23 protein-coding genes are annotated in these 24,203 nt (G+C 63.3%); 16 read left to right on the plus strand and 7 right to left on the minus strand.

The annotated features are described in order from the left end of the window. Window positions 1-30 precede the first annotated feature (30 nt). Window positions 31-1,011, minus strand: a complete 981-nt coding sequence (locus JV241A_RS05260; protein WP_115085558.1) for a tripartite tricarboxylate transporter substrate binding protein — start codon at window positions 1,009-1,011, stop codon at window positions 31-33. 34 nt (window positions 1,012-1,045) lie between these two features. After that, entirely contained in the window at window positions 1,046-2,335 is a 1,290-nt protein-coding gene (locus JV241A_RS05265; RefSeq protein ID WP_115085559.1) for an OprD family porin, read from the minus strand. A gap of 201 nt (window positions 2,336-2,536) precedes the next feature. On the opposite strand from JV241A_RS05265, the gene JV241A_RS05270 reads away from it, so the two are divergent. Both JV241A_RS05270 and JV241A_RS05275 read left to right on the plus strand, forming a co-directional pair. Beyond that, window positions 2,537-3,208, plus strand: a complete 672-nt coding sequence (locus JV241A_RS05270; RefSeq protein ID WP_115085560.1) for a response regulator — start codon at window positions 2,537-2,539, stop codon at window positions 3,206-3,208. Then, on the plus strand, window positions 3,201-4,580 hold the full coding sequence (locus JV241A_RS05275) for a sensor histidine kinase (protein WP_134061515.1): 1,380 nt from the start codon (window positions 3,201-3,203) through the stop codon (window positions 4,578-4,580). The genes JV241A_RS05270 and JV241A_RS05275 overlap by 8 nt, the downstream gene beginning before the upstream one ends. On the opposite strand, the gene JV241A_RS05280 is transcribed toward JV241A_RS05275, so the two are convergent. Both JV241A_RS05280 and JV241A_RS05285 read right to left on the minus strand, forming a co-directional pair. Continuing rightward, window positions 4,577-5,383, minus strand: a complete 807-nt coding sequence (locus JV241A_RS05280) for an HDOD domain-containing protein (RefSeq protein WP_115085562.1) — start codon at window positions 5,381-5,383, stop codon at window positions 4,577-4,579. The genes JV241A_RS05275 and JV241A_RS05280 overlap by 4 nt on opposite strands. 54 nt (window positions 5,384-5,437) lie before the next feature. Continuing rightward, on the minus strand, window positions 5,438-6,379 hold the full coding sequence (locus tag JV241A_RS05285; protein WP_134061516.1) for a folate-binding protein YgfZ: 942 nt from the start codon (window positions 6,377-6,379) through the stop codon (window positions 5,438-5,440). 165 nt (window positions 6,380-6,544) lie between these two features. On the opposite strand from JV241A_RS05285, the gene JV241A_RS05290 reads away from it, so the two are divergent. Both JV241A_RS05290 and JV241A_RS05295 read left to right on the plus strand, forming a co-directional pair. Continuing rightward, window positions 6,545-6,799, plus strand: coding sequence for a succinate dehydrogenase assembly factor 2 (locus JV241A_RS05290; protein WP_115085564.1), 255 nt, complete (start codon window positions 6,545-6,547; stop codon window positions 6,797-6,799). Further along, window positions 6,783-7,235: a protein YgfX gene (locus JV241A_RS05295; RefSeq protein ID WP_115085565.1), complete on the plus strand. Its 453-nt coding sequence runs from the start codon at window positions 6,783-6,785 to the stop codon at window positions 7,233-7,235. Before JV241A_RS05290 ends, JV241A_RS05295 begins: the two co-directional genes overlap by 17 nt. On the opposite strand, the gene nadB is transcribed toward JV241A_RS05295, so the two are convergent. After that, window positions 7,204-8,820, minus strand: a complete 1,617-nt coding sequence (nadB, locus tag JV241A_RS05300) for an L-aspartate oxidase (protein WP_115085566.1) — start codon at window positions 8,818-8,820, stop codon at window positions 7,204-7,206. The genes JV241A_RS05295 and nadB overlap by 32 nt on opposite strands. 432 nt (window positions 8,821-9,252) lie before the next feature. On the opposite strand from nadB, the gene rpoE reads away from it, so the two are divergent. The 10 genes from rpoE to pdxJ all read left to right on the plus strand — a co-directional run bounded on the left by rpoE (window position 9,253) and on the right by pdxJ (window position 19,284). Next, window positions 9,253-9,834: an RNA polymerase sigma factor RpoE gene (gene rpoE, locus JV241A_RS05305; RefSeq protein ID WP_010220971.1), complete on the plus strand. Its 582-nt coding sequence runs from the start codon at window positions 9,253-9,255 to the stop codon at window positions 9,832-9,834. A gap of 31 nt (window positions 9,835-9,865) precedes the next feature. Beyond that, the gene (locus JV241A_RS05310; protein WP_115085567.1) at window positions 9,866-10,456 is read left to right on the plus strand and encodes an RseA family anti-sigma factor; all 591 of its coding nucleotides are present in this window, start codon (window positions 9,866-9,868) and stop codon (window positions 10,454-10,456) included. A 12-nt stretch (window positions 10,457-10,468) separates the two neighbouring features. Continuing rightward, window positions 10,469-11,434, plus strand: coding sequence for a MucB/RseB C-terminal domain-containing protein (locus JV241A_RS05315; protein ID WP_134061517.1), 966 nt, complete (start codon window positions 10,469-10,471; stop codon window positions 11,432-11,434). A gap of 204 nt (window positions 11,435-11,638) precedes the next feature. Continuing rightward, window positions 11,639-13,036 (plus strand): DegQ family serine endoprotease, encoded by a 1,398-nt coding sequence (locus JV241A_RS05320; protein WP_166675652.1) that lies wholly within the window; start codon window positions 11,639-11,641, stop codon window positions 13,034-13,036. 225 nt (window positions 13,037-13,261) lie between these two features. Next, window positions 13,262-15,061: a translation elongation factor 4 gene (gene lepA / locus JV241A_RS05325; protein WP_115085570.1), complete on the plus strand. Its 1,800-nt coding sequence runs from the start codon at window positions 13,262-13,264 to the stop codon at window positions 15,059-15,061. 5 nt (window positions 15,062-15,066) lie between these two features. Continuing rightward, a complete protein-coding gene (gene lepB / locus JV241A_RS05330) occupies window positions 15,067-15,921 on the plus strand; it encodes a signal peptidase I (RefSeq protein ID WP_115085571.1) in 855 nt (284 codons plus the stop codon). Between the two features lie 248 nt (window positions 15,922-16,169). Next, complete coding sequence (rnc, locus tag JV241A_RS05335; RefSeq protein WP_115085572.1) at window positions 16,170-16,859, plus strand: ribonuclease III; 690 nt, start codon at window positions 16,170-16,172, stop codon at window positions 16,857-16,859. Beyond that, a complete protein-coding gene (gene era, locus JV241A_RS05340) occupies window positions 16,852-17,754 on the plus strand; it encodes a GTPase Era (RefSeq protein ID WP_115085573.1) in 903 nt (300 codons plus the stop codon). The genes rnc and era overlap by 8 nt, the downstream gene beginning before the upstream one ends. A 57-nt stretch (window positions 17,755-17,811) precedes the next feature. Next, window positions 17,812-18,495 carry a DNA repair protein RecO gene (gene recO, locus JV241A_RS05345; RefSeq protein ID WP_115085574.1) on the plus strand — a complete coding sequence of 228 codons (684 nt, stop codon included), beginning with the start codon at window positions 17,812-17,814 and terminating at the stop codon, window positions 18,493-18,495. A 45-nt stretch (window positions 18,496-18,540) separates the two neighbouring features. Beyond that, entirely contained in the window at window positions 18,541-19,284 is a 744-nt protein-coding gene (gene pdxJ / locus JV241A_RS05350; protein WP_045197640.1) for a pyridoxine 5'-phosphate synthase, read from the plus strand. Window positions 19,285-19,423: 139 nt separating this feature from the next. On the opposite strand, the gene JV241A_RS05355 is transcribed toward pdxJ, so the two are convergent. Beyond that, a complete protein-coding gene (locus JV241A_RS05355) occupies window positions 19,424-20,815 on the minus strand; it encodes a heavy metal sensor histidine kinase (RefSeq protein ID WP_134061518.1) in 1,392 nt (463 codons plus the stop codon). After that, window positions 20,812-21,486 (minus strand): heavy metal response regulator transcription factor, encoded by a 675-nt coding sequence (locus JV241A_RS05360; protein ID WP_045197646.1) that lies wholly within the window; start codon window positions 21,484-21,486, stop codon window positions 20,812-20,814. The genes JV241A_RS05355 and JV241A_RS05360 overlap by 4 nt, the downstream gene beginning before the upstream one ends. Before the next feature lie 204 nt (window positions 21,487-21,690). On the opposite strand from JV241A_RS05360, the gene JV241A_RS05365 reads away from it, so the two are divergent. Continuing rightward, window positions 21,691-22,944, plus strand: coding sequence for a TolC family protein (locus tag JV241A_RS05365; RefSeq protein ID WP_134061519.1), 1,254 nt, complete (start codon window positions 21,691-21,693; stop codon window positions 22,942-22,944). 37 nt (window positions 22,945-22,981) lie between these two features. After that, window positions 22,982-24,196, plus strand: coding sequence for an efflux RND transporter periplasmic adaptor subunit (locus JV241A_RS05370; protein ID WP_134061520.1), 1,215 nt, complete (start codon window positions 22,982-22,984; stop codon window positions 24,194-24,196). Window positions 24,197-24,203 lie beyond the last annotated feature (7 nt).

Genomic DNA, 24,203 nt, shown 5'->3' on the forward strand with positions numbered 1-24,203 from the left:
GCCCCGCGATGCGTTCGAAAAGGGAGAGGCTTACTGAATCAAGCCGAATTCCTTGGCCAGGGCCTTGTAGTCAGCCACCTGCTTCTTCACGTAGGTGTCCAGCTCGGCACCGGTCATGGCGAAGGGGAACAGCTCGCGCTGGTCGCGCAGCTTGGCGAACTCTTCCGAGGCCAACAGCTTGTCGAACGAGGCCTTCCACCAGTCGTACTCTTCATCGGTCACTTTCGGCCCGAGGTAGAAACCGCGCACCACCGGCCAGACGATGTCATAGCCTTGTTCCTTGGCCGTGGGGATGTTCTTCATTTCCGGCTCGTCCAGGCGGGTTTCGGCAAACACCGCGAGCAGGCGCATATCACCGCTCTGGATGTGCGGCATGGAGTCGGAGATGTCGGTACTGCCGACCTGGATATGCCCGCCGAGCAGTGCCGTGGCGATTTCGCCGCCGCCTTCCAGGGCGACGTAGCGCAGGTCGCGCGGGTTGATCCCGGCGGCCTTGGCGATCAGCGCGGTTTGCATCCAGTCCTGGCTGCCAACGGTACCGCCGGAGCCGATCACCACCTTGCTCGGATCTTTCTTCAATGCCGCGACCAGATCGTCGAGGGTCTTGTAGGGCGAATCGTTTTTCACCGCAATGGCACCGTAGCTGGTACCCACCGCCGCCAGCCAGCGCACGGCATTCTCGTCGAAACGGCCGAACTTGCCCTGGGCCAGGTTCAGCAGCGAGCCGCTGGACCAGGCTACCAGGGTGCCAGCATCGGCCGGGCGCTGGGCGACCACGGCGTTGTAGGCCACCGCGCCGACACCGCCAGGCATGTAGGTGACGCGCATCGGCTTGCTGAGGATCTTCTCGTTGACCAGGGCGCTTTGCACCAGCTTGCAGGTCAGGTCGAAGCCACCGCCGGGCGAGGCCGGGGCGATGCATTCGGGGCGTTTCGGTTCCGCGGCCAGGACGTTACCGGCAAGCAGCAGGCAACCGGTGGCGAGGGCAATACGGCGCAGTGAAAAAGTCATCGTCTATCTCCGTGAGCATTATTGTTGTCAGGGATTACCACAGCGCAAGGCTGTAACTCACCAGCAGTCGCACTTCGTCGGCATCGCGGGCGAAGTTGGAACGGAAGGTGGCATTGCGCAGGCGCACGGCGACGTTTTTCAGGGCGCCACTTTGCACCACATACTTGAACTCGGTGTTGCGTTCCCACTCTTTGCCCTCACCGCCATCGGCCAGGCTGACATTATCGCCGCTGATGTAGCGGGTCATGAAAGTCAGGCCGGGGATGCCAAGCTTGGCGAAGTCATAGTCGTAACGGGCTTGCCAGGAACGCTCGTCGGCGCCGGCGAAGTCGTTGATCTGCACGAAGTTGACCAGGTACGGGTCGGCGCCATCGACATAGGGGAAGGCGGTGTCGCCGGACAGGTGCTGGTAGCCGGCACTGAGCTTGTGGCCATTGAGGCCGTAGCTGAGCATGCCGTTGAGCGCGGTGTTGTCGATGTTGCCGCCGCGGGCCTGGCCCTGGTCGTCGCTGAAGGCCATGCGCAGGTCGGCGCCGAAGGTGCCCGGGCCCCAGGGCTGGGAGGCGATCATGCCGACGAAGTGCTGACGGTAGACGTCATCGAGCTGGGCCCAGTGGTAGCTGCCGGTGATCTTGTCAGTGAACTTGTAGTCCAGGCCGGCCATGTCGAAATGGTTGCCGGCGACGGTGCCGAGAAAGCGGCTGTTCTTGTTGTTGAGGGCGATATCCTCGTTGTTGGTACTGTCGCGGTCACGGGCTTTTTCCAGGCGCCCGCCGGTGAAGGTCAGGTTCTTGATTTCGCCCGAGGTCAGCAGGCCGCCCTCGAAGGTCTGCGGCAGGATGCGCCCGTCGTTGGGCTGCAAGGTCGGCAGTTCCGGGATCAGGGTACCGATCTTCAATTCGGTCTCGGAGAGTTTCACCTTGCCGGTCAGGCCGAGCTTGGAATACTCGTCGGCGGCGCGGCCATCGTCGTGGGTCGGCAGCAGGCCGGTGCCGGTGCGGTCGGGGCTGGAGTCGAGCTTGATACCGAGCATCCCCAGGGCATCGAGGCCAAAGCCTACGGTACCGTCGGTGTAGCCCGACTCGAAGTTGAGCATGAAGCCCTGGGCCCATTCGTCACGCTTGGATTGCTGGGCGCTGGTGCCGTCGCGAAAGTCGCGATTGAAGTACATGTTACGGGTTTCGAAGCTCGCCTTGCTGTCATCGAAGAAGGCGGCCTGGCTCAACGGGGCGACGCCGGCAAGGGCGAGGGCGCTGGCAACTGCGGTCTGGCGGGAGGGTAGACGTCGGGTAGGCGCGTACGCCTGCGGCTGCATGGACAGCATCGTGGAGTGACTCCGTTATTGTTCTTATTAGTTCGGACCTTGGGTCCGGTTTTACGGCAAGCAGAGTGAGCCGTGAGAGGATGCTAGGACGTGAACCTTTCGCTAACCTTTCAGCAGCTTTTGATTGCTGCGAAGGCTTCACAGGCTGGCTGTCGGCTGTACACTCCGCGCCATTGAACGCGACGCAAAGGGGAGAGATCGATGCGTGTGCTGCTCGTCGAAGACCATCTGCAACTGGCCGAAAGCGTGGCCCAGGCCCTGAAAAGCACCGGCCTGACCGTGGATGTGCTGCATGATGGCGTGGCCGCCGACCTGGCCCTGGCCAGCGAGGAATATGCCGTGGCGGTGCTCGATGTCGGCCTGCCGCGCATGGACGGCTTCGAGGTGCTGGCGCGCCTGCGTGCCCGCGGCAAGACCGTGCCGGTGCTGATGCTGACCGCGCGCAGCGACGTCAAGGACCGGGTCCATGGCCTGAATCTGGGCGCCGACGATTACCTGGCCAAACCCTTTGAGCTGACCGAGCTGGAAGCGCGGGTCAAGGCCCTGCTGCGCCGCAGCGTCCTCGGTGGCGAACGCCAACAGCGCTGCGGGCCGCTGGTCTATGACCTCGATACCCGGCGCTTCAGCCTCGGCGAAGAACTGCTGACCCTGACCTCCCGCGAACAGGCCGTGCTCGAAGCCCTGATCGCCCGGCCCGGGCGGGTGATGAGCAAGGAGCAACTGGCCGCCCAGGTGTTCGGCCTGGACGAGGAAGCCAGCGCCGACGCCATCGAAATCTACGTGCACCGCCTGCGCAAGAAGCTCGACGGCCATGCCGTGGCCATCGTCACCTTCAGGGGGCTCGGCTACCTGCTCGAGCATAAAGATGCGTGACAGCGGCAGCCTGCGTGGGCGACTGCTGTGGAACCTGGCGATCCTGCTGGTAGTGCTGATGCTGGCCAGCGGCCTGAGCGCCTACTGGAACGGCCGTGAAGCCGCCGACACCGCCTACGACCGTACCTTGCTGGCCTCGGCGCGGACCATTGCCGCCGGCCTGTCGCAGCGTGACGGTACCCTCAGCGCCGATGTGCCTTATGTGGCTCTGGACACCTTTGCCTACGACAGCGCCGGACGTATCTACTACCAGGTCAACGACATTCACCAGCGCTTGATCTCCGGCTACGAAAACCTGCCAGCACCGCCACCCAATACCCCGCGCACTGACGATTACCCGGCCCTCGCACGCTTCTACAACGCCCGCTACCTTGGCCAGGACGTGCGCGTGGTCAGCCTGCTCAAGGCGGTCAGCGAGCCGAACATGAACGGCATGGCCGAAATTCGCGTGGCCGAGACCGAAGAAGCCCGGGTGCGCATGGCCCGCAGCCTGATGGCCGATACCTTGCTGCGTTTGGGCATGCTCGCCCTCGGCGCCCTGATGCTGGTGTGGTTTGCCGTCAGTGCCGCCCTGCGTCCGCTGGAGCGTTTGCGCAGTGCCGTCGAAGAGCGTCAGCCGGATGACCTGCGGGCCTTGCCGGTGGTGCAGGTGCAGCGTGAGCTGAGCCCATTGGTACGCGCCCTGAATCACTTTACCGAACGCCTGCGCGGCCAGTTCGAGCGGCAGGCGCAGTTCATTGCCGAGGCCGCCCATGAACTGCGCACGCCCCTGGCGGCGCTCAAGGCGCGGGTCGAACTGGGGCTGCGCTCGAACGAGCCGCAGGTCTGGCGTGAAACCCTGGAGTCCGCCGCGCAAGGCACCGATCGCCTGACCCACCTGGCCAACCAGCTACTCTCGCTGGCGCGGGTCGAGAACGGCGCGCGGGCGATTGCCGAAGGTGGCGCGCAATTGCTCGACTTGAGCCAGTTGGCCCGTGAACTGGGCATGGCCATGGCGCCGCTGGCCCATGCTCGTGGCGTGGCCCTGGCGCTGGAGGCCGAGGTGCCGGTGTGGGTGCGCGGTGAGCCAACCCTGCTCAACGAACTGCTCAGCAACCTGGTGGACAACGCCCTGGCCCATACGCCCAAGGGCGGCAACGTGATCCTGCGGGTCAGCGAGCCGGGCGTTCTCGAAGTCGAGGACGATGGCCCCGGCATTCCTGAAAACGAGCGGGAAAAGGTCTTCGAGCGCTTCTACCGGCGCAGTGCGCAAGGCACGGGCCTGGGCCTGGCGATTGTCGGCGAGATCTGCCGGGCGCACCTGGCGCAGATCAGCCTGCATGATGGCGAGCGCGGCGGTTTGAAAGTGCGGGTCAGCTTCAGCACCGACTAGCGGAACATTGCCTTGGCATTGAGCAGGTCGCTGGCCTGCAGCTCGGTGCCGGTGGGCAGGCCGAGGTGGCGGTAGGCGGGCAGGGCGGCCAGCGGCCGTTCCTTGCTGTTGCTGCTGAGCACCTGGGCGATCTGCACGATATCGACGTAGTCGACCTTGTCGGTGCCGCGGTCCAGGTCCTGGATCAGTCCGGGCAGGTGCACCAGTTGCTCGGGAAACTCCCAGACACTGAGGATCTTGTCGCCCAGTGCCGGGTGAATCTGCTCGATCACATAGTTCAGGCTGACCGGGTCGGAAAGCAGCTCGTTGTGCTCTTCGGCATACAGCAGGATCGGCAGCACGCCAATCTGGTGGACCAGCCCGGCCAATGCTGCCTGGTCCGGCTTGAGCTGAGTGAAGCGCAAGCACAGTTCATAACTGATGCCGGCCACATCCAGGCTTTTCGCCCAGATTTCGCGCATTTTCTGTTCAACGACATCGGAGCGGGCGTGGAAGATCTGCTCGATCACCAGGCCGATCGCCAGGTTGCAGCTGTAGTTGATACCCAGGCGGGTGATGGCCGTGTGCAGGTCAGTGACCTCGGTGGCGGCGCGCAGCAGCGGGCTGTTGACCACCTTGATCAGGCGCGCTGACAGCGCCGCATCGCGGCCGATCACCTTGCTCAGGGTGCTGACGCTGATCTCGCTGTCTTCGGCGGCTTCGCGAATGCTCAAGGCCACTTCCGGCAGGGTCGGCAGCACCAGGTCATCGTTGTCGATGGCGCTCAGCAGGTGGGCCTGGATCATCTCGGCCATCTTGTTCATGGTGATTCTCTACCGCAATTCAGGAGTGCCCCGCCCCGGAGGGCGGGAGCAGGCTCAGCGCTGGATTTCGCGATCGCGATCCAGTTCGTAAGGAAGCGTCAGCAGCGCCAGGCGCGGGCCTTCGGGGCTTCCCAGGTGCAGGTTGTTGTCTTCCACGGCATCGGCGGTCAGTACGGCCAGCAGTTCGCAGCCCTGTTCGCTGCGGGCGGCCAGCACCACTTCACCGACGGAGGAGTTATGGGTTGGCGAGAACACTTCGGTACCGGGCTCCGGCAGGCTGCCTTCGGCCAGCGCCACGCGGTACTGGCGGCGCTTGAGCTTGCCCAGGTACTGCATGCGCGCGACGATTTCCTGGCCGGTGTAGCAGCCTTTCTTGAAGCTCACGCCACCCACGGCCTGCAGGTTGATCATCTGCGGGATGAACAGCTCGCGGGTTTGCAGCATGACCTGGCCGATACCGGCGCGGATCTGGCCGAGCAGCCAGTCGTTGAGATCAGCACTGGCCAGGTGTGCAGCCAGTTGGGCTTGCACCGCTTCGGCCTGTTCGACAGGTACCCACAACTCGACACGAGCGGTCGAGACCTCGATGGCAATCAGGCCGTTGTGACGGGTTACGGCGTCGGTCTGCGCCGGCACTTCCAGGCCCAGGGCCTGCAGGGCGGCTGCACCGTTGTGCAGGCCGAAACGCACCCAGGCGGCGCTGTCGTCGCTCAGCTTGGCCTTGGAGAACACCGCATATTTCTTCAGGTCCGCCAGTTGCGGTTCGAGCAGTTCGCGGGTCATCGCCAGCAAGTAGCCATCGCCCTCGGGGAGGATGCGAAAGCTCGACTGCATGCGGCCCTTGACCATGCAGCGGGCGCCGAGGCTGGCGGTATGGTCGTTGAGGTAACTGATGTTGCAGGTCAACTGGCCTTGCAGGAACTTGCCGGCGTCCGAACCGCGGACGGCGAGAACGCCTTCATGGGAAAGGGTGCAGAAAAAAGCGGAATCGGCCATGGTTTATCGCAAGGTGATAGGTCTGGGGGCCATGATAGAGCGCTGTTGGCAAAATAGGTAGTTGAGCGCGGCCCTCCGTCATTATTTGCTCACATGTCCGGACCAACGTCGCGTGTCCCTCGGCTGCTGGCTCTGTATACTGGCGGCCTATTTTTGGAGGGCTTCATGGTCGAACAAATTGAACTCAACAAGCTCTTTTGGCACAGCCGCCGCGGCATGCTCGAGCTGGACGTGTTGCTGGTTCCTTTCAGCCAGGACGTTTTTCCAACCCTGAGCCCGGAAGATCGACAGCTGTACTGGCGTTTGCTCGGCTGCGAAGACCAGGACATGTTCGGCTGGTTCATGGAACGCAACGAGTCCGAAGACCCGGAACTGCAACGCATGGTTCGCATCATCCTGGACCGTGTCCAGCCCAAGTGACCGCTTCGAATGTCGCTGGCAGGGCTCAAGGGCCCTGCTGGCGGCGTACCTCGTCAGCCTGCTGCTGGCCTTGTTGGCACTGAGCCTGCTACAGGTTCCCTTGTGGTTACGCCTGGCGGCCATCGCCTTGTGCCTGCTGCACGGCGCCTGGATCATCCCCCGGCGCATTTTGCTGACCGATCCCAACGCCATTACCGCACTGCGCCGCGATGCCCACGGCTGGCAGTTGTTCAGCCGCGCCCAGGGCTGGCAGGCGGTGCAGCTCAAGCCCGACAGCCTGGCCTTGCCCGGATGGGTGGTACTGCGCTTTCGCAGGGCCGGGCGGCGTTTCAGTGAGGGTCAGTGCATAGCGTTCGACGCGCTGGAGCCGGTGCAGCACCGGCGCCTGCGCTTGCGTCTGAAGTTCAGTCGGCGTAGGTGGGCGGCTGCAGGATAGTGTCGCGGGCCTCGCTGAGCATGCCCGGGTAATCCAGGGTGTAGTGCAGGCCGCGGCTTTCCTTGCGCTGCATGGCCGAGCGGATCATCAATTCGGCAACCTGGGCCAGATTGCGCAATTCGATCAGGTCGCGGCTGACCTTGTAGTTGCTGTAGAACTCGTCGATTTCGTCGAGCAGCAGGCGTACCCGATGCTCGGCACGCTGCAGGCGCTTGTTGGTGCGCACGATCCCCACGTAGTCCCACATGAAGCGCCGCAGTTCGTCCCAGTTGTGCGCGATGATCACGTCTTCGTCCGAATCGGTGACCTGGCTGGCATCCCAGCATGGCAGCGCCTGAGGCATTTCGACCTGATCCAGGCGGGCGACGATGTCGTTGGCGGCCGAACGCCCGTAAACGAAGCATTCGAGCAGCGAATTGCTGGCCATGCGATTGGCGCCGTGCAGGCCGGTGAAGCTGGTTTCGCCGATGGCGTACAGGCTCGGTACGTCGGTCAGGCCCTGTTCGTCGACCATCACCCCGCCGCAGGTGTAATGGGCGGCCGGCACGACCGGGATCGGCTGGCGGGTGATATCGATGCCAAAGGTCAGGCAGCGTTCATAAACGGTCGGGAAGTGACTTTTGACGAATTCGGCCGGCTTGTGGCTGATGTCCAGGTAGACGCAGTCCACCCCCAGGCGTTTCATTTCATGGTCGATGGCGCGGGCAACGATGTCGCGCGGGGCCAGTTCTTCACGCGGGTCGAAGCGCGGCATGAAACGCTCGCCATTGGGCAGCTTGAGCAAGCCACCCTCGCCACGCAGGGCTTCGGTAATCAAGAAGCTCTTGGCCTGCGGGTGGTACAGGCAGGTCGGGTGGAACTGGTTGAACTCAAGGTTGGCCACCCGGCAACCGGCACGCCAGGCCATGGCGATGCCATCGCCGCAGGCGCCGTCGGGGTTGCTGGTGTACAGGTAGACCTTGGCCGCGCCGCCGGTAGCCAGCACGGTGAAGCGGGCGCCGAAGGTGTCGACCTCTCCGGTATTGCGGTCCAGGACATAGGCCCCCAGGCAGCGATCGCCGTCCTGGCCCAGGCGCCGCTCGGTGATCAGGTCGACTGCCACCCGCTGCTCCAGCAGCTCGATGTTCGGGCGCAGGCGCGCTTGTGCCAGCAGGGTGGTGAAGATCGCCGCCCCCGTGGCATCGGCGGCGTGGATGATGCGCCGATGGCTGTGGCCGCCTTCACGGGTCAGGTGGAATTCAAAGCCGCTGTCTTCGTCGCCGGCGTGTTCGTCACGGGTAAACGGCACGCCCTGGTCGATCAGCCACTGAATCGCTTCGCGGCTATGCTCAACGGTGAAGCGCACGGCGTCTTCATGGCACAGGCCGCCGCCGGCATTGAGGGTGTCTTCGACGTGGGATTGCACCGTGTCGGTGTCGTCCAGCACTGCGGCCACGCCACCCTGGGCCCAGAAGGTCGAGCCATTGGCGAGGTCGCCCTTGCTGAGCACGGCGATGCGCAGGTGACCGGGGAGGGTCAGGGCCAGGCTGAGGCCGGCGGCGCCGCTGCCGATCACGAGAACATCATGTTGGAATTGTTGGCTCATGTCAGGACACTAGTATCTGAAGGGGGGGATCGGCACAATAGTCAGGCGCTTATGGCATTGTGAAACTATCGTGAATCTGGACCGGCTGCCTTTATAGCAGCCCCAAGGCCCTGATTTCCAATGGCGCTTGCGCAGTCCAGGCAGCCTTTTGTGGGAACTTTCCGTGGTGCACGGATATCCATAGAAGGATGCCCGCACGCCACAATGCCGCGGCGACGCACGGCAGGCGCCCCTTGAAGGCACTGTCTGCGTATTCGAGACCCGATTATCGACGCAGCCGGCCGTGACCGCGCTGCGTTTTTCGTGCGAGCCGACCAAGGGCCGCAGGAAACTTGCTTGGAGGGGAGAACTTTTGCGAAAAGCCCGAGTCTATGGTTGCAAGCCTGAACGATGGCTGTTGCAACGCTCCTTCGAGTTCACTGAGGAGTGTTCATGCTAACCCAGGAAGAGGATCAGCAGCTTGTCGAGCGCGTGCAGCGTGGCGACAGGCGAGCGTTCGATCTGTTGGTGCTGAAGTATCAGCACAAGATTCTCGGGTTGATCGTGCGTTTTGTACACGACACCCATGAAGCCCAGGATGTAGCGCAGGAAGCTTTCATCAAAGCTTACCGGGCGCTTGGTAATTTTCGTGGTGACAGCGCCTTTTATACCTGGCTGTACCGCATTGCCATCAACACGGCAAAAAACTATCTGGTGTCCCGCGGTCGGCGGCCACCGGACAGCGATGTAAGTTCCGAGGATGCGGAATTTTACGACGGCGATCATGGCCTCAAGGATCTGGAGTCCCCCGAGCGCGCGTTGTTGCGAGATGAGATCGAAGGCACCGTCCATCGGACCATTCAGCAACTGCCAGAAGATTTACGTACGGCGTTAACTTTACGTGAATTCGATGGTCTGAGTTACGAGGACATTGCAAGCGTCATGCAGTGTCCAGTGGGTACCGTGCGCTCTCGAATCTTCCGCGCTCGGGAGGCCATAGACAAAGCCCTGCAGCCGTTGTTGCAGGAAACCTGAGACAGCGGCGACAGCCAAGAGAGGAACCGCCATGAGTCGTGAAGCTTTGCAGGAATCGCTGTCCGCGGTGATGGATAACGAAGCGGACGAACTGGAATTGCGTCGGGTATTGAATGCCGTCGATGATCCCGAAACCCGTGCCACCTGGTCGCGTTACCAGGTTGCCCGTGCAGCCATGCACAAGGAGCTGGTACTGCCACGGCTGGATATCGCTTCGGCCGTATCCGCCGCGCTGGCCGATGAAGCCGCTCCCGCCAAGGCCTCTCGTGGCCCATGGCGCAGCCTGGGCCGCCTGGCCGTCGCCGCTTCGGTGACTGTCGCGGTACTGGCCGGTGTACGCCTGTACAACCAGGATGAAATCAGCGGTGCCCAGCTGGCGGCCCAGCAGCCGGCCCAGCAAGGCCTGAGCCTGCCACAAGCGCAAGGCCCGGCCGTACTGGCAGGCTATAGTGAAAGTGCAGATCAGCCAGGCCCGATGGCCAATGGCGTGCTGCAAGGGCAAACCGGCTGGCATGACCAGCGTCTGCCTGGCTACCTGCGTCAGCATGCTCAGGAAGCAGCCCTCAAGGGTACCGAGAGCGCTCTGCCGTACGCACGTGCAGCCAGCCTGGAAAATCGCTAAGTAAGGAGGATCATGCGCGCGCTACCTCTCATACCGCTGCTGCTTGGTGGCTGGTTGACGCTGCCGGCCCTTGCCGCCAACTCCTCTCCGGAGGCAGGTGACTGGCTCAAACGTCTGGCCCAGGCCGAGCAACAGCAGAGTTATCAGGGTACTTTCGTTTACGAGCGTAACGGTAGCTTCTCCACCCACGATATCTGGCATCGTGTCCAGGACGGCAAGGTCAGCGAGCGGCTGTTGCAGCTCGATGGCTCGGCCCAGGAAGTCGTGCGTGTCGATGGTCATACCCAGTGCGTAAGCGGGTCCCTGGTGGCAGGTGTGGCCAATACCCCGGAAGCGGCGGCGCGAGTGCTTGACCCCTTGAAGCTGATGAGCTGGTACGACCTCGGGGTCGCCGGCAAGTCCAGGGTGGCAGACCGTGAAGCGGTCATCGTCACCCTTACCCCGCGTGATCAACACCGTTATGCCTTCGAGCTGCACCTGGATCGCCAGACCGGGCTGCCGCTCAAGTCGTTGATGCTCGACGACGGAGGGCGGTTGCTGGAGCGCTTCCAGTTCACCCGCCTGGATACCCGTGACGCGCCAACAGACGATGAACTCAAGGCCAGCGGTATCTGCAAGCCGCTCGCTCAACTGAGTGCGCAAGCTGCCCAGCCTGTCACCGGCTGGCGTTCGGACTGGTTGCCTCCGGGCTTTGAACTGATCAACAGTTCGGTGCGCAAGGATCCGCAAAGCAAGAACGCGGTCAGCAGCCTGATGTACGACGACGGCCTGGCACGCTTCTCGGTATTCGTCGAAGCCCTGGATAAAGGCACTGCTGCCGATATCCGCACGCAACTGGGCCCGACCGTAGCGGTCTCCCGCCGGTTGACCACGCCCAAGGGTGAAATGATGGTCACCGTGGTTGGCGAGATCCCTATCGGTACTGCCGAACGCATCGCGCTGTCCATGCGCGTCCAGGATGCCCAGGTGAAAAAATGAGGCGCAGGCAATGAGGCTGACAGGTCGAGGATTGCTTGGCTGACATGATTGGCAAGCTTTGCAGTTTGCAAAAACTCCAGAATTTTTCTATAGGTCAGTCCTTTCGGGGGCTGGCCTTTCCTGCTTCTGCAGGTCCCTACTGCTAACCACGCTCGTTGTGACGGGAGCCGTATGTCAATACCACGCTTGAAAACCTACTTATCGATGGTCGCCGCCGTGTTCATGCTCGGCCAGGTGCTCACCGCCCAGGCCGAAGCCCTGCCGGACTTCACCACCCTGGTCGAGCAGGCATCGCCTGCGGTGGTCAACATCAGTACCAAGCAGAAACTGCCCGACCGCAAGTATGCGGCGGGGCAGGTGCCAGACCTCGAAGGCCTGCCGCCGATGTTCCGCGAGTTCTTCGAACGCAACATGCCACAGGCCCCGCGTTCGCCGCGCGGTGACCGTCAGCGTGAAGCGCAGTCGCTGGGTTCGGGCTTCATCATCTCCAGCGACGGTTATGTGCTGACCAACAACCACGTGGTCGCCGATGCCGACGAGATCATCGTCCGCCTGTCGGACCGCAGCGAGCTGCAGGCCAAGCTGGTCGGCACCGATCCGCGCACCGACGTGGCCCTGCTCAAGGTCGAAGGCAAGGACCTGCCGACCGTCAAGCTGGGTGACTCCGAGAAGCTCAAGGTCGGTGAGTGGGTGCTGGCCATCGGTTCGCCGTTCGGTTTCGACCATTCGGTGACCAAAGGCATCGTCAGTGCCAAGGGTCGCACCCTGCCCAACGACACCTACGTGCCGTTCATCCAGACCGACGTGGCGATCAACCCGGGTAACTCCGGTGGCCCGTTGTTCAACATGAACGGTGAAGTAGTGGGGATCAACTCGCAGATCTTCACCCGTTCCGGCGGCTTCATGGGCCTGTCGTTCGCCATCCCGATCGACGTGGCGCTGGATGTCTCCAACCAGCTGAAGAAAGACGGCAAGGTCAGCCGTGGCTGGCTGGGCGTGGTGATCCAGGAGGTCAACAAGGACCTGGCTGAATCCTTCGGTCTCGACAAGCCGGCCGGTGCCCTGGTCGCCCAGGTGCTGGAAGACGGCCCGGCGGCCAAGGGTGGCCTGCAGGTCGGTGACGTGATCCTGAGCATGAACGGTCAGCCGATCGTCATGTCTGCAGACCTGCCGCACCTGGTCGGTGGCCTCAAGGACGGCGCCAAGGCCAAGCTGGACATCATCCGCAATGGCAAGCGTCAATCGCTGGACATCACCATCGGCGCACTGCCGGATGACGACGCCGAGATCACCACCAACGCCAACGGCGGTGTCGAGCGCAGCAGCAACCGCCTGGGCGTTTCGGTGTCCGACCTGACCGCCGAGCAGAAAAAGGCCCTTGAGCTCAAGGGCGGCGTAGTCATCAAGGAAGTCCAGGAAGGTCCGGCCGCGCTGATCGGGCTGCGTCCGGGTGATGTCATCAGCCACCTGAACAACCAGGCGATCCTCTCGGCCAAGCAGTTCACCGAAATCGCCAAGGAGCTGCCGAAGAACCGTTCGGTGTCCATGCGCGTCCTGCGTCAGGGGCGCGCCAGCTTCATCACCTTCAAACTGGCGGAATAAGCCGGGTTGAGCAGAAAAGGGCAGCCTCGGCTGCCCTTTTTTCTGGGTGCTGCCCCAGGCCCTTGCAGGCAGGCTGTGGGAGCGGCGGGGCGGCGTCCCGACCTGGAAACATTTCCTGCGGTTCCCTTGCCCACAGTTCACGTGACGCCAACGTCAAGCTTCAGGTACAATTCCCGGCTATTTTTCGGTGGGCGTTCGGCCCGCAGCCTTTTTGAGTGTTGACCCGTGAGTGATTTGAGTCATATCCGCAATTTCTCCATCATCGCCCACATTGACCATGGCAAGTCGACCTTGGCCGACCGCTTCATTCAGATGTGCGGTGGCCTGACTGCGCGTGAAATGGAAGCCCAGGTACTCGATTCCATGGACCTGGAGCGTGAACGCGGTATCACCATCAAAGCCCACAGCGTCACCCTGTACTACACCGCGCAGGACGGCAAAACCTACCAGCTGAACTTCATCGACACCCCCGGCCACGTCGACTTCACCTACGAAGTCAGCCGCTCGCTGGCGGCCTGTGAAGGTGCCTTGCTGGTGGTCGATGCCGGCCAGGGCGTAGAAGCCCAGTCGGTTGCCAACTGCTACACCGCCATCGAGCAGGGCCTTGAGGTCATGCCGGTGCTGAACAAGATGGACCTGCCCCAGGCCGACCCGGACAAGGTCAAGGACGAGATCGAGAAGATCATCGGCATCGACGCCACCGACGCCGTGGCCTGCAGCGCCAAGAGCGGCATGGGCGTGGACGAGGTGCTCGAGCGCCTGGTGCAAACCATTCCTGCGCCTACCGGTGACATCGAGGCGCCCCTGCAGGCGCTGATCATCGACTCCTGGTTCGACAACTACCTGGGCGTCGTCTCCCTGGTGCGTGTACGTCACGGCCGGGTGAAGAAGGGCGACAAGATCCTGGTCAAGTCCACCGGCAAGATCCACCTGGTCGACAGCGTCGGTGTGTTCAACCCCAAGCACACCCAGACCGCTGACCTCAAAGCCGGTGAAGTAGGCTTCATCATCGCCAGCATCAAGGACATTCACGGTGCGCCAGTGGGCGATACCCTGACCCTGAGCACGACCCCCGAGGTCGAGGTGCTGCCAGGTTTCAAACGCATTCAGCCGCAGGTTTATGCCGGCCTGTTCCCTGTCAGTTCCGAAGATTTCGAAGATTTTCGTGACGCTCTGCAAAAACTGACCCTGAACGATTCGTCGCTGCAGTACCTGCCGGAAAGCTCCGACGCCCTGGGCTTCGGCTTCCGTTGCGGCTTCCTCGGCATGCTGCACATGGAGATCATCCAGGAGCGCCTCGAGCGCGAATACGACCTGGACCTGATCACCACCGCGCCAAGCGTAATCTTCGAGGTCAAGCTCAAGACCGGCGAAACCATCTACGTCGACAACCCGTCGAAGCTGCCGGATGTGTCCGCGGTCGAAGACTTCCGTGAGCCGATCGTTTCGGCCACCATCCTGGTGCCTCAGGAGCACCTGGGTAACGTCATTACCCTGTGCATCGAGAAGCGTGGCGTGCAGCGCGACATGCAGTTCCTCGGTTCGCAGGTGCAAGTACGCTACGATCTGCCGATGAACGAAGTGGTACTGGACTTCTTCGACCGCCTGAAGTCCACCAGCCGTGGCTACGCCTCGCTGGACTACCATTTCGACCGCTACCAGTCGGCTAACCTGGTCAAGCTTGACGTACTGATCAACGGTGACAAGGTCGATGCCCTGGCGCTGATCGTGCACCGCGACAATGCGCACTACAAGGGCCGCGCATTGACCGAGAAGATGAAGGAACTGATTCCTCGGCAGATGTTCGATGTGGCAATCCAGGCCGCCATTGGCGGGCAGATTGTTGCGCGTACCACTGTCAAGGCGCTCAGAAAGAACGTACTGGCCAAATGCTACGGTGGTGACGTTAGCCGTAAGCGCAAGCTGTTGGAGAAGCAGAAGGCCGGTAAGAAACGCATGAAACAGGTCGGCAACGTGGAAATCCCACAAGAAGCCTTCCTCGCCGTGCTCAGGTTGGATAGTTAGGTCCTATGTCGCTAAATTTCCCGCTGTTGCTTGTCATCGCCGTCGCCGTCTGCGGTCTGTTGGCCCTGGTCGATCTGCTGTTCCTGGCCCCGCGCCGGCGTTCGGCAATCGTCAACTATCAGGGCAGCGTCAGCCAGCCAGAGATGGCAGTGGTCGAGCGCCTGAACAAGGAACCGTTGCTGGTCGAGTACGGTAAATCGTTCTTCCCGGTGCTGTTCATTGTCCTGGTGCTGCGGTCGTTCCTGGTCGAGCCGTTCCAGATCCCTTCGGGGTCGATGAAGCCGACCCTGGAAGTGGGCGATTTCATCCTGGTGAACAAATTCTCCTACGGGATTCGTCTGCCGGTGATCGACAAGAAGGTCATCGAGGTCGGTGACCCGCAGCGTGGCGATGTCATGGTGTTCCGCTACCCGAGCGACCCGAACGTCAACTACATCAAGCGTGTGGTTGGCCTGCCGGGCGATCAGATTCGTTACACCAGCGACAAGAAGCTGACCGTCAACGGTCAGGCGATTGCCGAGCAATTGGTCGGTACCGAGCCGGGCACCCTGGGCAGCGCCGAGCTGTACAAGGAAAAACTGGGCGAAGCCGAGCACCTGATCCGCAAGGAAATGAGCCGTTACCGCATGCCGCCTGACCAGCAATGGACAGTCCCTGCCGGCCATTACTTCATGATGGGCGACAACCGCGACAACTCGAACGACAGCCGTTACTGGGATGATCCCAACATTCCCAAGGAACTGCACGGCATGGTTCCGGACAAGAACATCGTCGGCAAGGCCTTCGCGGTCTGGATGAGCTGGCCAGAGCCTAAACTGAGCCACTTCCCGAACCTGTCGCGGGTCGGGTTGATCAAGTAACACCACAACGGCGCTGTCCTGGGACAGCGCCGAATGCGTTTCTGGCATAGGCTGTGTTCAGGGATCCCTGGATTCAACCGATCACCCCGGCCAGCGAGCATGAGCCAAACAGTCTTTCAGGATGTTGATTTGAACAACGCGTTAAATCCGACGGTAGCCCCGATGGCGGCGTACCGAGTTGCAAAGTGTGAGCCTCGCGCCCAGGCGTGCGGGCTGAATTTCGACCACGAACTGCGCGTGGGTACACTGTGAGCGTTTCCTTGAGCCGCCTCGAGCGCCAGCTCGGTTATACCTTCAAGAACCAGGAGCTGATGCTGCTGGCCCTGACGCACCGCAGTTTTGCCGGGCGCAACAACGAACGCCTCGAGTTCCTCGGCGATGCGATCCTCAACTTCGTCGCCGGTGAAGCGCTGTTCGAGCGCTTCCCCCAGGCCCGCGAAGGCCAGCTGTCGCGCTTGCGCGCGCGGCTGGTCAAGGGCGAGACCCTGGCGGTACTGGCCCGAGGCTTTGACCTGGGCGAATACCTGCGCCTGGGCTCGGGCGAGCTGAAGAGCGGCGGTTTCCGCCGCGAGTCGATCCTTGCCGATGCCCTGGAGGCGCTGATTGGTGCCATCTACCTGGATTCGGACATGCAGACCGCCCGCGAGCGGGTGCTGGCATGGCTGGCGGGCGAATTCGAAAGCCTGACCCTGGTCGATACCAACAAGGACCCGAAAACCCGTCTGCAGGAATTTCTGCAGTCACGGGGCTGCGAACTGCCGCGCTACGAAGTGGTGGATATTCAAGGTGAACCCCATTGCCGGACGTTTTTCGTCGAATGCGAAGTGACCCTTTTGACTGAAAAAAGCCGAGGGCAAGGCGTCAGCCGGCGTATCGCCGAGCAAGTCGCGGCCGCCGCAGCACTGATCGCCCTGGGCGTGGAGAATGGCAATGACTGATACCAACACTACCCGCTGCGGCTATGTCGCCATTGTCGGCCGCCCGAACGTGGGCAAGTCGACCCTGCTCAACCATATCCTCGGGCAAAAGCTCGCGATCACCTCGCGCAAGCCGCAGACTACCCGCCACAACATGCTCGGGATCAAGACCGAGGGTGATGTCCAGGCGATCTACGTCGATACCCCGGGCATGCACAAGAGCAACGAAAAGGCGCTCAACCGCTACATGAACAAAACCGCCTCGGCCGCCCTCAAGGACGTCGATGTGGTGATCTTCGTCGTTGACCGCACCAAGTGGACCGACGAAGACCAGCTGGTGCTCGAGCGCGTGCAGTACGTGCAGGGCCCGGTGATCCTGGCGATCAACAAGACCGACCGGATCGAAGAGAAAGCCGACCTGATCCCGCACCTGCAGTGGCTGCAGGAGCAACTGCCTAACGCCGAAATCGTGCCGATCTCGGCCCAGCAGGGGCATAACCTGGAAGCGCTGGAAGGCCTGATCGCCAAGCACCTGCCGGAAAACGATCACTTCTTCCCGGAAGACCAGATCACCGACCGCAGCAGCCGCTTCCTGGCGGCAGAGCTGGTACGCGAGAAGATCATGCGTCAGCTCGGCGCGGAGCTGCCGTACCAGATCACCGTCGAGATCGAAGAGTTCAAGCAGCAGGGCAAGATCCTGCACATCCATGCGCTGATCCTGGTCGAACGTGACGGCCAGAAGAAGATCATCATTGGCGACAAGGGCGAGCGGATCAAACGCATCGGCTCCGAGGCGCGCAAGGACATGGAAGTACTGTTCGACGCCAAGGTCATGCTCAACCTCTGGGTCAAGGTCAAGGGTGGCTGGTCCGACGACGAACGCGCCCTGCGTTCGCTGGGCTACGGCGACCTCTGATTGCTCCAGGCCCGGTAGCGTCCGCTGCCGGGTCGAACCTCTTCTGAAGCGCCGCTCATGGAACTGCCAGTTGGCCAACCGGCCTACGTGCTGCACAGCCGGGCCTACCGTGAAACCAGCGCGCTGGTGGATTTCCTCACCCCGCAAGGGCGCCTGCGCGCGGTCATGCGCCGTGCCCGTGGCAAGGCCGGCAGCCAGGTGCGTCCCTTCGTACCCCTTGAAGTCGAATTTCGCGGCCGCGGCGAGCTGAAAAATGTCGGCCGTCTGGACAGCGTCGGCGTGGCGGCCTGGCTGCATGGCGATGCGCTGTTCAGCGGGCTGTACCTCAACGAGCTGCTGATTCGCCTGCTGCCCGCCGAGGATCCGCATCCGGTGGTGTTCGAGCACTATGCTGCGACCTTGCAGGCGCTGGCCGCCGGTCGTCCGCTGGAGCCGCTGCTAAGGGCGTTCGAGTGGCGCTTGCTGGACGAGCTGGGTTACGCCTTTGCCCTCGACCATGACGTCAACGGCGAACCACTGGCCGTCGATGGCCTGTACCGCTTGCAGGTCGATGCCGGGCTTGAGCGGGTCTACCTGTTGCAGCCGGGGCTGTTCAACGGTGCCGAGCTGTTGGCCATGGCCGATGCCGACTGGGAAATTCCCGGCGCCCTGAGCGCGGCCAAGCGCCTGATGCGCCAGGCCCTGGCCGTGCATCTGGGCGGTCGGCCGCTGGTCAGTCGCGAACTGTTTCGCAAGCGCTGAACAACGTCGTATGCTGTGGGGCTCAATCTTCAGGAGAGCCTCTTCGTGACTCAAAGCAACCGCATGCTGCTCGGCGTGAACATCGACCACGTGGCGACCCTGCGCCAGGCGCGTGGCACCCGCTACCCGGACCCGGTCAAAGCCGCGCTGGACGCCGAAGAGGCCGGTGCCGATGGCATTACTGTGCACCTGCGCGAAGACCGCCGGCACATTCAGGAGCGTGATGTGCTGCTGCTCAAGGACGTGCTGCAGACGCGCATGAACTTTGAAATGGGCGTCACCGAAGAAATGATGGTTTTCGCCGAACGAATTCGCCCGGCGCATATCTGCCTGGTCCCGGAAACCCGTCAGGAGCTGACCACCGAAGGCGGCCTGGATGTTGCCGGTCAGGAAGCGCGAATCAAGGCTGCGGTCGAGCGTCTGTCGCGCCTGGGCGCGGAAGTGTCGCTGTTCATCGATGCCGACGAGCGCCAGATCGAAGCGTCGCGCCGTGTCGGTGCACCGGCCATCGAGCTGCACACCGGCCGTTATGCCGATGCGCAGACCCCGAGTGAAGTGGCCGAAGAGCTCAAGCGTGTGGCCGATGGCGTGGCCTTCGGCCTGGGCCAGGGGTTGATCGTCAATGCCGGTCATGGCCTGCATTACCACAACGTTGAGGCAGTGGCGGCGATCAAGGGTATCAACGAGCTGAACATTGGCCATGCGCTGGTGGCCCATGCGCTGTTCGTCGGCTTCAAGTCGGCGGTGGCAGAGATGAAGGCGTTGATCCTGGCGGCCAGCCGGCACTAACAGATTCGACGCCAATCCTGTGGGAGCTGGCTTGCCAGCGATCGAGCGCGTAGCGGTCGCCTAATAGGCAGTGGATGTGCTGCCTGTACTGGCCTCATCGCTGGCAAGCCAGCTCCCACACGATTGGGTGTAGGTCCATTTATTCGGTAGTATCGGCAAACACCAGGCTGAACCGCGTCACCCCCTGCAGTTCGCTGTGCACCTCAACCCGCCCGCCATGCACCTGCATGATCGAGCGCACGATCGCCAGCCCCAGGCCCGTCCCGCCTTCCAGCCGCGAGCGCCCCGAACCCACGCGGTAAAAGCGTTCGAACAGGTGCGGCAAATGCGCCTGGGCAATACCCGGCCCGCGATTCTCCACCGACACCCACACCGAACCGTCCCTACGTTCAATCGCGATATCGATCGGCTGCCCCTCATACCCATGGCGGATCGCATTGCTGAGCAGGTTGGACAGCGCCCGCTGCACCATCAACCGCTCGCCCAGCACCGTGCCCCAGCCCTGTACGCGCAAGGCAATGCCTTTTTGCTCGGCATTGCATTCGAACAGTTCGCACACCCGCTGTACCTCGTCGGCCAGCACCACTGGCTTGAGCGGCACCTGCGTCTGTGGCTGGCTGACCTGGGCCAGAAACAGCATGTCGTTGATGATGCGGTTGAGTCGGGTCAGTTCTTCGATGCTGTTTTCCAGCGCTTCGCGGTACTCGTCGCTGGAGCGCTCGCGGGTGAGGGTGACCTGGGCCTTGCCCATCAGGTTGCCGATGGGCGTACGCAACTCATGGGCAAGGTCATCGGAAAATTGCGAAAGCCGCTGCACACCGTCGTCCAGGCGGTCGAGCATGATGTTGATACCACCTGCCAGGTCACCCAGCTCTTGCGGCAGGCCGGTTTCCGGCAGGCGGTGGCTGAGGGTTTGCGCCGAGACCTGTTCGGCAACCCGGCGGAAGCGGCGCAATGGCAGCAGCCCGCGCTGGACCAGCTTCCAGGCGCCCAGGCCGATCAGCACCAGCAGCAACGGCAAGGCCCACAGGGTCGAGCCCAGGTAGGCCTGGAGCAGGGCATGGTCGTCGGCACGGTTGACTGTCAGCAGCACGCGCACCAGGGTGCCGTCCTGCAGGCGCATCAGCCGCGAGGCGGTGAGCAGGTGCTCGCCTTCCTGATCGCGCCACGGGCTGAAGCTTAGCTGCGGGCCGCTCTCAATCTGCAGCAAGGCGCTGGCTTCCAGGGCCGGGCCCAGGGTCAGCAAGGCCGAATGGCGACCGGTCAGGGCGATGACACTCAGGCTCAGGTTGTCGTGGCCCATGACCACATCCAGCAGTGGATGTACCGGCGTGCGCAGGTCGGCGGCCTTGAGGTCGATGGTCAGGCTGTGCTCGATCTGCGCCATCTTGTTGGCCAGGTGCTTGCGTGCACGGCTGTCCAGCTCATGGTCGAGGGCAAACACCGCCAGACAGGCGAGCAGCAGCACCAGTGCCGCGCCCATCAGGCTGACGCTCAGGCCCAGGCGCAGTGACAGGCGCGCAGGTTTCATTCGCGGGCCTCGAGTACGTAGCCGACGCCGCGCAGGGTATGGATCAGCTTGTTGTCGAAGGGGTCGTCGATTTTCGCCCGCAGGCGGCGGATCGACACTTCCACGACGTTGGTGTCGCAGTCGAAGTTCATGTCCCAGACCAGCGAGATGATCTGCGTGCGCGACAGCACTTCACCGCTCTGGCGCATCAGCAGGTGCAGCAGGGCGAACTCCTTGGCGGTCAGGTCGATGCGCTGGCCGCTGCGGTAGGCGCGGTGACGGCTGGGGTCCAGCTCCAGGTCGGCGACCTTGAGGGTGTTCGGTTGCAGCGCCTGGTCGTTGCGTCGCAGCAGGCTGCGGATGCGCGCCAGCAGTTCAGGGAACTCGAAGGGTTTGAGCAGGTAGTCGTCGGCACCCAGGTCCAGGCCCTTGACCCGGTCGGCCAGCCGGCCGTGGGCCGTGAGCATCATGATCCGCGTGCTGGACTCGGCGCGCAGGCGCTGCAGCACGGTCCAGCCATCGAGCTCGGGCAGGTTGACGTCGAGAATGACCAGGTCATAGGCCTGCTGCCGAGCCAGGTGCAGGCCGTCGGCGCCGGTGTGGGCGCAATCGACGATGTAACCGTTTTCGCGCAGGCCCTGTTGCAGGTATTCGGCGGTGCGCAGTTCGTCCTCGACAATCAGTAGACGCATGAGATGACTCGTTGGCAGTGAAAGGCGCTGATTCTCAACCCTGTAGTTACTGCAAGGTCAAGCGGTGAAATGCATCGAGCGGCGGATACTAAGCCATCCGGGCGCGCGGTTTGCCTGGATTACAGATTTGTAATACTTGAGTCATCCTGGCGATAAACCTCGATTACTAGAGTGCGGGCTCCGATCAAGGCGCAGGAGTCTGCCATGTTTTGCACCCTGGACCGGCCAGGCACAGGCCCTGGCCGAATATTGCTGGCACTGCTGTTGCTAGTCTTGCCGGCGCTGGCCCTGGCGCAAGAGCGCGTATTGACCCTGGAGTCGGCGCTGCAGGCGGCCCGCGACAACAACCCCGAGCTTGCCGCAGCGCGTTGGGGCATCGACATTGCCGAAGGCGAACGGCGCCAGGCCGGTGTGCTGCCCAACCCGGAACTGAGCTGGGAAGTGGAAGACACCCGCAAGGGCTCGCAGACCACCACCGTCGGCGTCAGCCAGCTGTTCGAGCTGGGTGGCAAGCGCGGTGCACGTCTGGACGTCGCCGGACGCGATGCCGAGCTTGCGGCGCTGGAGCTGGAGCGTCAGCGCAATGTATTGCGTGCCGAAGTCATCGGTGCGTTCCAGGCCGCAGCCCAGGCTCAGGAAGGTTTGCAGCTGGCCGAACAGTCGTTGCGCCTGAGCGAGCGAGCCTTGCAGGTGGTGCAAGGCCGGGTCCGGGCCGGCAGCGCATCGCCGGTCGAGGCAACCCGCGCCCAGGTGCAGCTGTCCGAGGTGCGCCTGGAGCAGGGCCGTGCCGAGCAGGCACTGACCATCGCCTACCAGCAGCTGGCGGCCGTGACCGGCGCGCCGATGGTGCAATTCAGCCGGGTCGACGGCGGCCTGGTCACAGACAACAGCATTCCCAGCCGCACGCTGTTGCTCGATCGCCTGGAGCAGACCGCCGATCTGCGTCTGGCCCGCCTGCAGATCGACCAGCGTGAAGCGGCCCTGGGCCTGGCCCGCAGTCAGCGCATCCCCGACCTGACCGTCAGCGTCGGCAGCCAGTACAGCGAAACCGACCGTGAGCGCATCAATGTGGTCGGGCTGTCCGTGCCGATTCCCTTGTTCGACCGCAACCAGGGCAACGTCCTCGCCGCCGCCCGGCGCGCCGACCAGGCCCGCGATCAGCGCAATGGCGCCGAACTGCGCCTGCGCAGCGAAGTGATCCAGGCCTTGACCCAGTGGAGCACGGCGGTCCAGGAGGTGCAGACCTTCGACCGCGCGATCCTGCCCTCGGCGCAGCAGGCGCTGGATGCCGCCACCCGCGGCTTCGAGCGCGGCAAGTTCGCCTTCCTCGATGTGCTCGATGCCCAGCGCACGCTGGTGGCGGCACGCCTGCAATACCTGCAGGCGCAGGCCCAGGGCAGCGAGGCGCGGGTTCGCCTGGAACGGATCTTTGGCGACCTGAGCCTCGCCAGTCGCTGAACGCGACCTTCACCCGACTATTTGCTGAGGAACCTGCATGAACAAGAAGTCCACCACGCTGCTGGTCGCGGCCTTGCTGCTCGGCCTGGGCCTGGGCGTGCTGCTGGCGCGCCAGGGCGGCCCGGTTGCCGCCGCCCCTGCATCCGCTCACGCCCATGCCGAAGGCGATCACGAGGAAGAAGAACATGGCGAATCGGAAAAAGCCGAAGAAGGTCACGAAGAAGAGGGCGCACTGACCCTCAGCCAGGAGCAGATCGACCTGGCCGGTATCGAACTGGCCACCGTTGGCCCGCGCCAACTGCAGCGCAGCCTGTCCCTGCCCGGCGAGATCCGTTTCGACGAAGACCGCACCGCGCACCTGGTACCGCGTGCTGGCGGGGTGGTCGAGTCAGTCGCCGTGGTGCTTGGCCAGCAGGTCAAGGCCGGCGACTTGCTGGCGGTCATCGCCAGCCCGCAGATCTCCGAGCAGCGCAGTGAACTGGCCGCCAGCCAGCGCCGCCTGGAACTCGCCCGCAGCAGCTACCAGCGCGAGAAGGACCTGTGGCAGGAGGGTATCTCCGCCGAGCAGGATTACCAGCAGGCCCGTCAGGTCCTGCAGGAGGCGGAAATCGCCCAGGCCAACGCCCGGCAGAAGATCAGCGCCCTGAGCGGCAGCGTGGTCCTGGCCGGCGGCAACCGTTACGAGCTGCGCGCACCCTTTGCCGGGCAGATCGTCGAGAAGCACCTGGTTCCGGGCGAGGTGGTCAACGAAACCAGCGCCGCCTTCACCCTCTCGGACCTGTCGCGGGTCTGGGCGACCTTCGGTGTGGCGCCCCGTGACCTGCCTAAAGTACGCGCCGGCATGCCGGTGACCATCGTCGCCAGTGAGCTGGGCGAGCAGGTCAGCGGAACGGTCACCCATGTGGGCAGCCTGCTCGGCGAGCAGACCCGTACCGCCGCTGTGCGGGTCACCCTCGACAACCCACGAGGCGCCTGGCGCCCCGGCCTGTTCGTCGCCGTGCAGGTGCCCACCGAGCAGTATTCCGCCGCCCTGAGCGTACCGGACCAGGCCCTGCAGACCCTGGAAGAGCAACCCACGGTGTTCGTGCGCACCACCGAAGGCTTCATCGCCCAGGCGGTTGAACCAGGCGCCAGTGCCAACGGCTTCGTCGAGATCCGCAAGGGCCTGCAGGCCGGCCAGCAAGTGGCGGCGCAGGGCAGCTTCATCCTCAAATCGGAGCTGGGCAAGGCCAGCGCCGAACACGCCCACTGACCGGGAA

The sequence above is a fragment of the Pseudomonas sp. JV241A genome (genome assembly GCF_900275665.1).
GTDB lineage: Bacteria > Pseudomonadota > Gammaproteobacteria > Pseudomonadales > Pseudomonadaceae > Aquipseudomonas > Aquipseudomonas wadenswilerensis.

What these genes read in the sequence shown, in the direction of transcription:
- JV241A_RS05260 (WP_115085558.1), bottom strand. Translation starts at nt 1,011, where the DNA reads ATGACTTTTTCACTGCGCCGTATTGCCCTCGCCACCGGTTGCCTGCTG.
- JV241A_RS05265 (WP_115085559.1), bottom strand. Translation starts at nt 2,335, where the DNA reads ATGCTGTCCATGCAGCCGCAGGCGTACGCGCCTACCCGACGTCTACCC.
- JV241A_RS05270 (WP_115085560.1), top strand. Translation starts at nt 2,537, where the DNA reads ATGCGTGTGCTGCTCGTCGAAGACCATCTGCAACTGGCCGAAAGCGTG.
- JV241A_RS05275 (WP_134061515.1), top strand. Translation starts at nt 3,201, where the DNA reads ATGCGTGACAGCGGCAGCCTGCGTGGGCGACTGCTGTGGAACCTGGCG.
- JV241A_RS05280 (WP_115085562.1), bottom strand. Translation starts at nt 5,383, where the DNA reads ATGAACAAGATGGCCGAGATGATCCAGGCCCACCTGCTGAGCGCCATC.
- JV241A_RS05285 (WP_134061516.1), bottom strand. Translation starts at nt 6,379, where the DNA reads ATGGCCGATTCCGCTTTTTTCTGCACCCTTTCCCATGAAGGCGTTCTC.
- JV241A_RS05290 (WP_115085564.1), top strand. Translation starts at nt 6,545, where the DNA reads ATGGTCGAACAAATTGAACTCAACAAGCTCTTTTGGCACAGCCGCCGC.
- nadB (WP_115085566.1), bottom strand. Translation starts at nt 8,820, where the DNA reads ATGAGCCAACAATTCCAACATGATGTTCTCGTGATCGGCAGCGGCGCC.
- rpoE (WP_010220971.1), top strand. Translation starts at nt 9,253, where the DNA reads ATGCTAACCCAGGAAGAGGATCAGCAGCTTGTCGAGCGCGTGCAGCGT.
- JV241A_RS05310 (WP_115085567.1), top strand. Translation starts at nt 9,866, where the DNA reads ATGAGTCGTGAAGCTTTGCAGGAATCGCTGTCCGCGGTGATGGATAAC.
- JV241A_RS05315 (WP_134061517.1), top strand. Translation starts at nt 10,469, where the DNA reads ATGCGCGCGCTACCTCTCATACCGCTGCTGCTTGGTGGCTGGTTGACG.
- JV241A_RS05320 (WP_166675652.1), top strand. Translation starts at nt 11,639, where the DNA reads ATGGTCGCCGCCGTGTTCATGCTCGGCCAGGTGCTCACCGCCCAGGCC.
- lepB (WP_115085571.1), top strand. Translation starts at nt 15,067, where the DNA reads ATGTCGCTAAATTTCCCGCTGTTGCTTGTCATCGCCGTCGCCGTCTGC.
- era (WP_115085573.1), top strand. Translation starts at nt 16,852, where the DNA reads ATGACTGATACCAACACTACCCGCTGCGGCTATGTCGCCATTGTCGGC.
- recO (WP_115085574.1), top strand. Translation starts at nt 17,812, where the DNA reads ATGGAACTGCCAGTTGGCCAACCGGCCTACGTGCTGCACAGCCGGGCC.
- JV241A_RS05355 (WP_134061518.1), bottom strand. Translation starts at nt 20,815, where the DNA reads ATGAAACCTGCGCGCCTGTCACTGCGCCTGGGCCTGAGCGTCAGCCTG.
- JV241A_RS05360 (WP_045197646.1), bottom strand. Translation starts at nt 21,486, where the DNA reads ATGCGTCTACTGATTGTCGAGGACGAACTGCGCACCGCCGAATACCTG.
- JV241A_RS05365 (WP_134061519.1), top strand. Translation starts at nt 21,691, where the DNA reads ATGTTTTGCACCCTGGACCGGCCAGGCACAGGCCCTGGCCGAATATTG.
- JV241A_RS05370 (WP_134061520.1), top strand. Translation starts at nt 22,982, where the DNA reads ATGAACAAGAAGTCCACCACGCTGCTGGTCGCGGCCTTGCTGCTCGGC.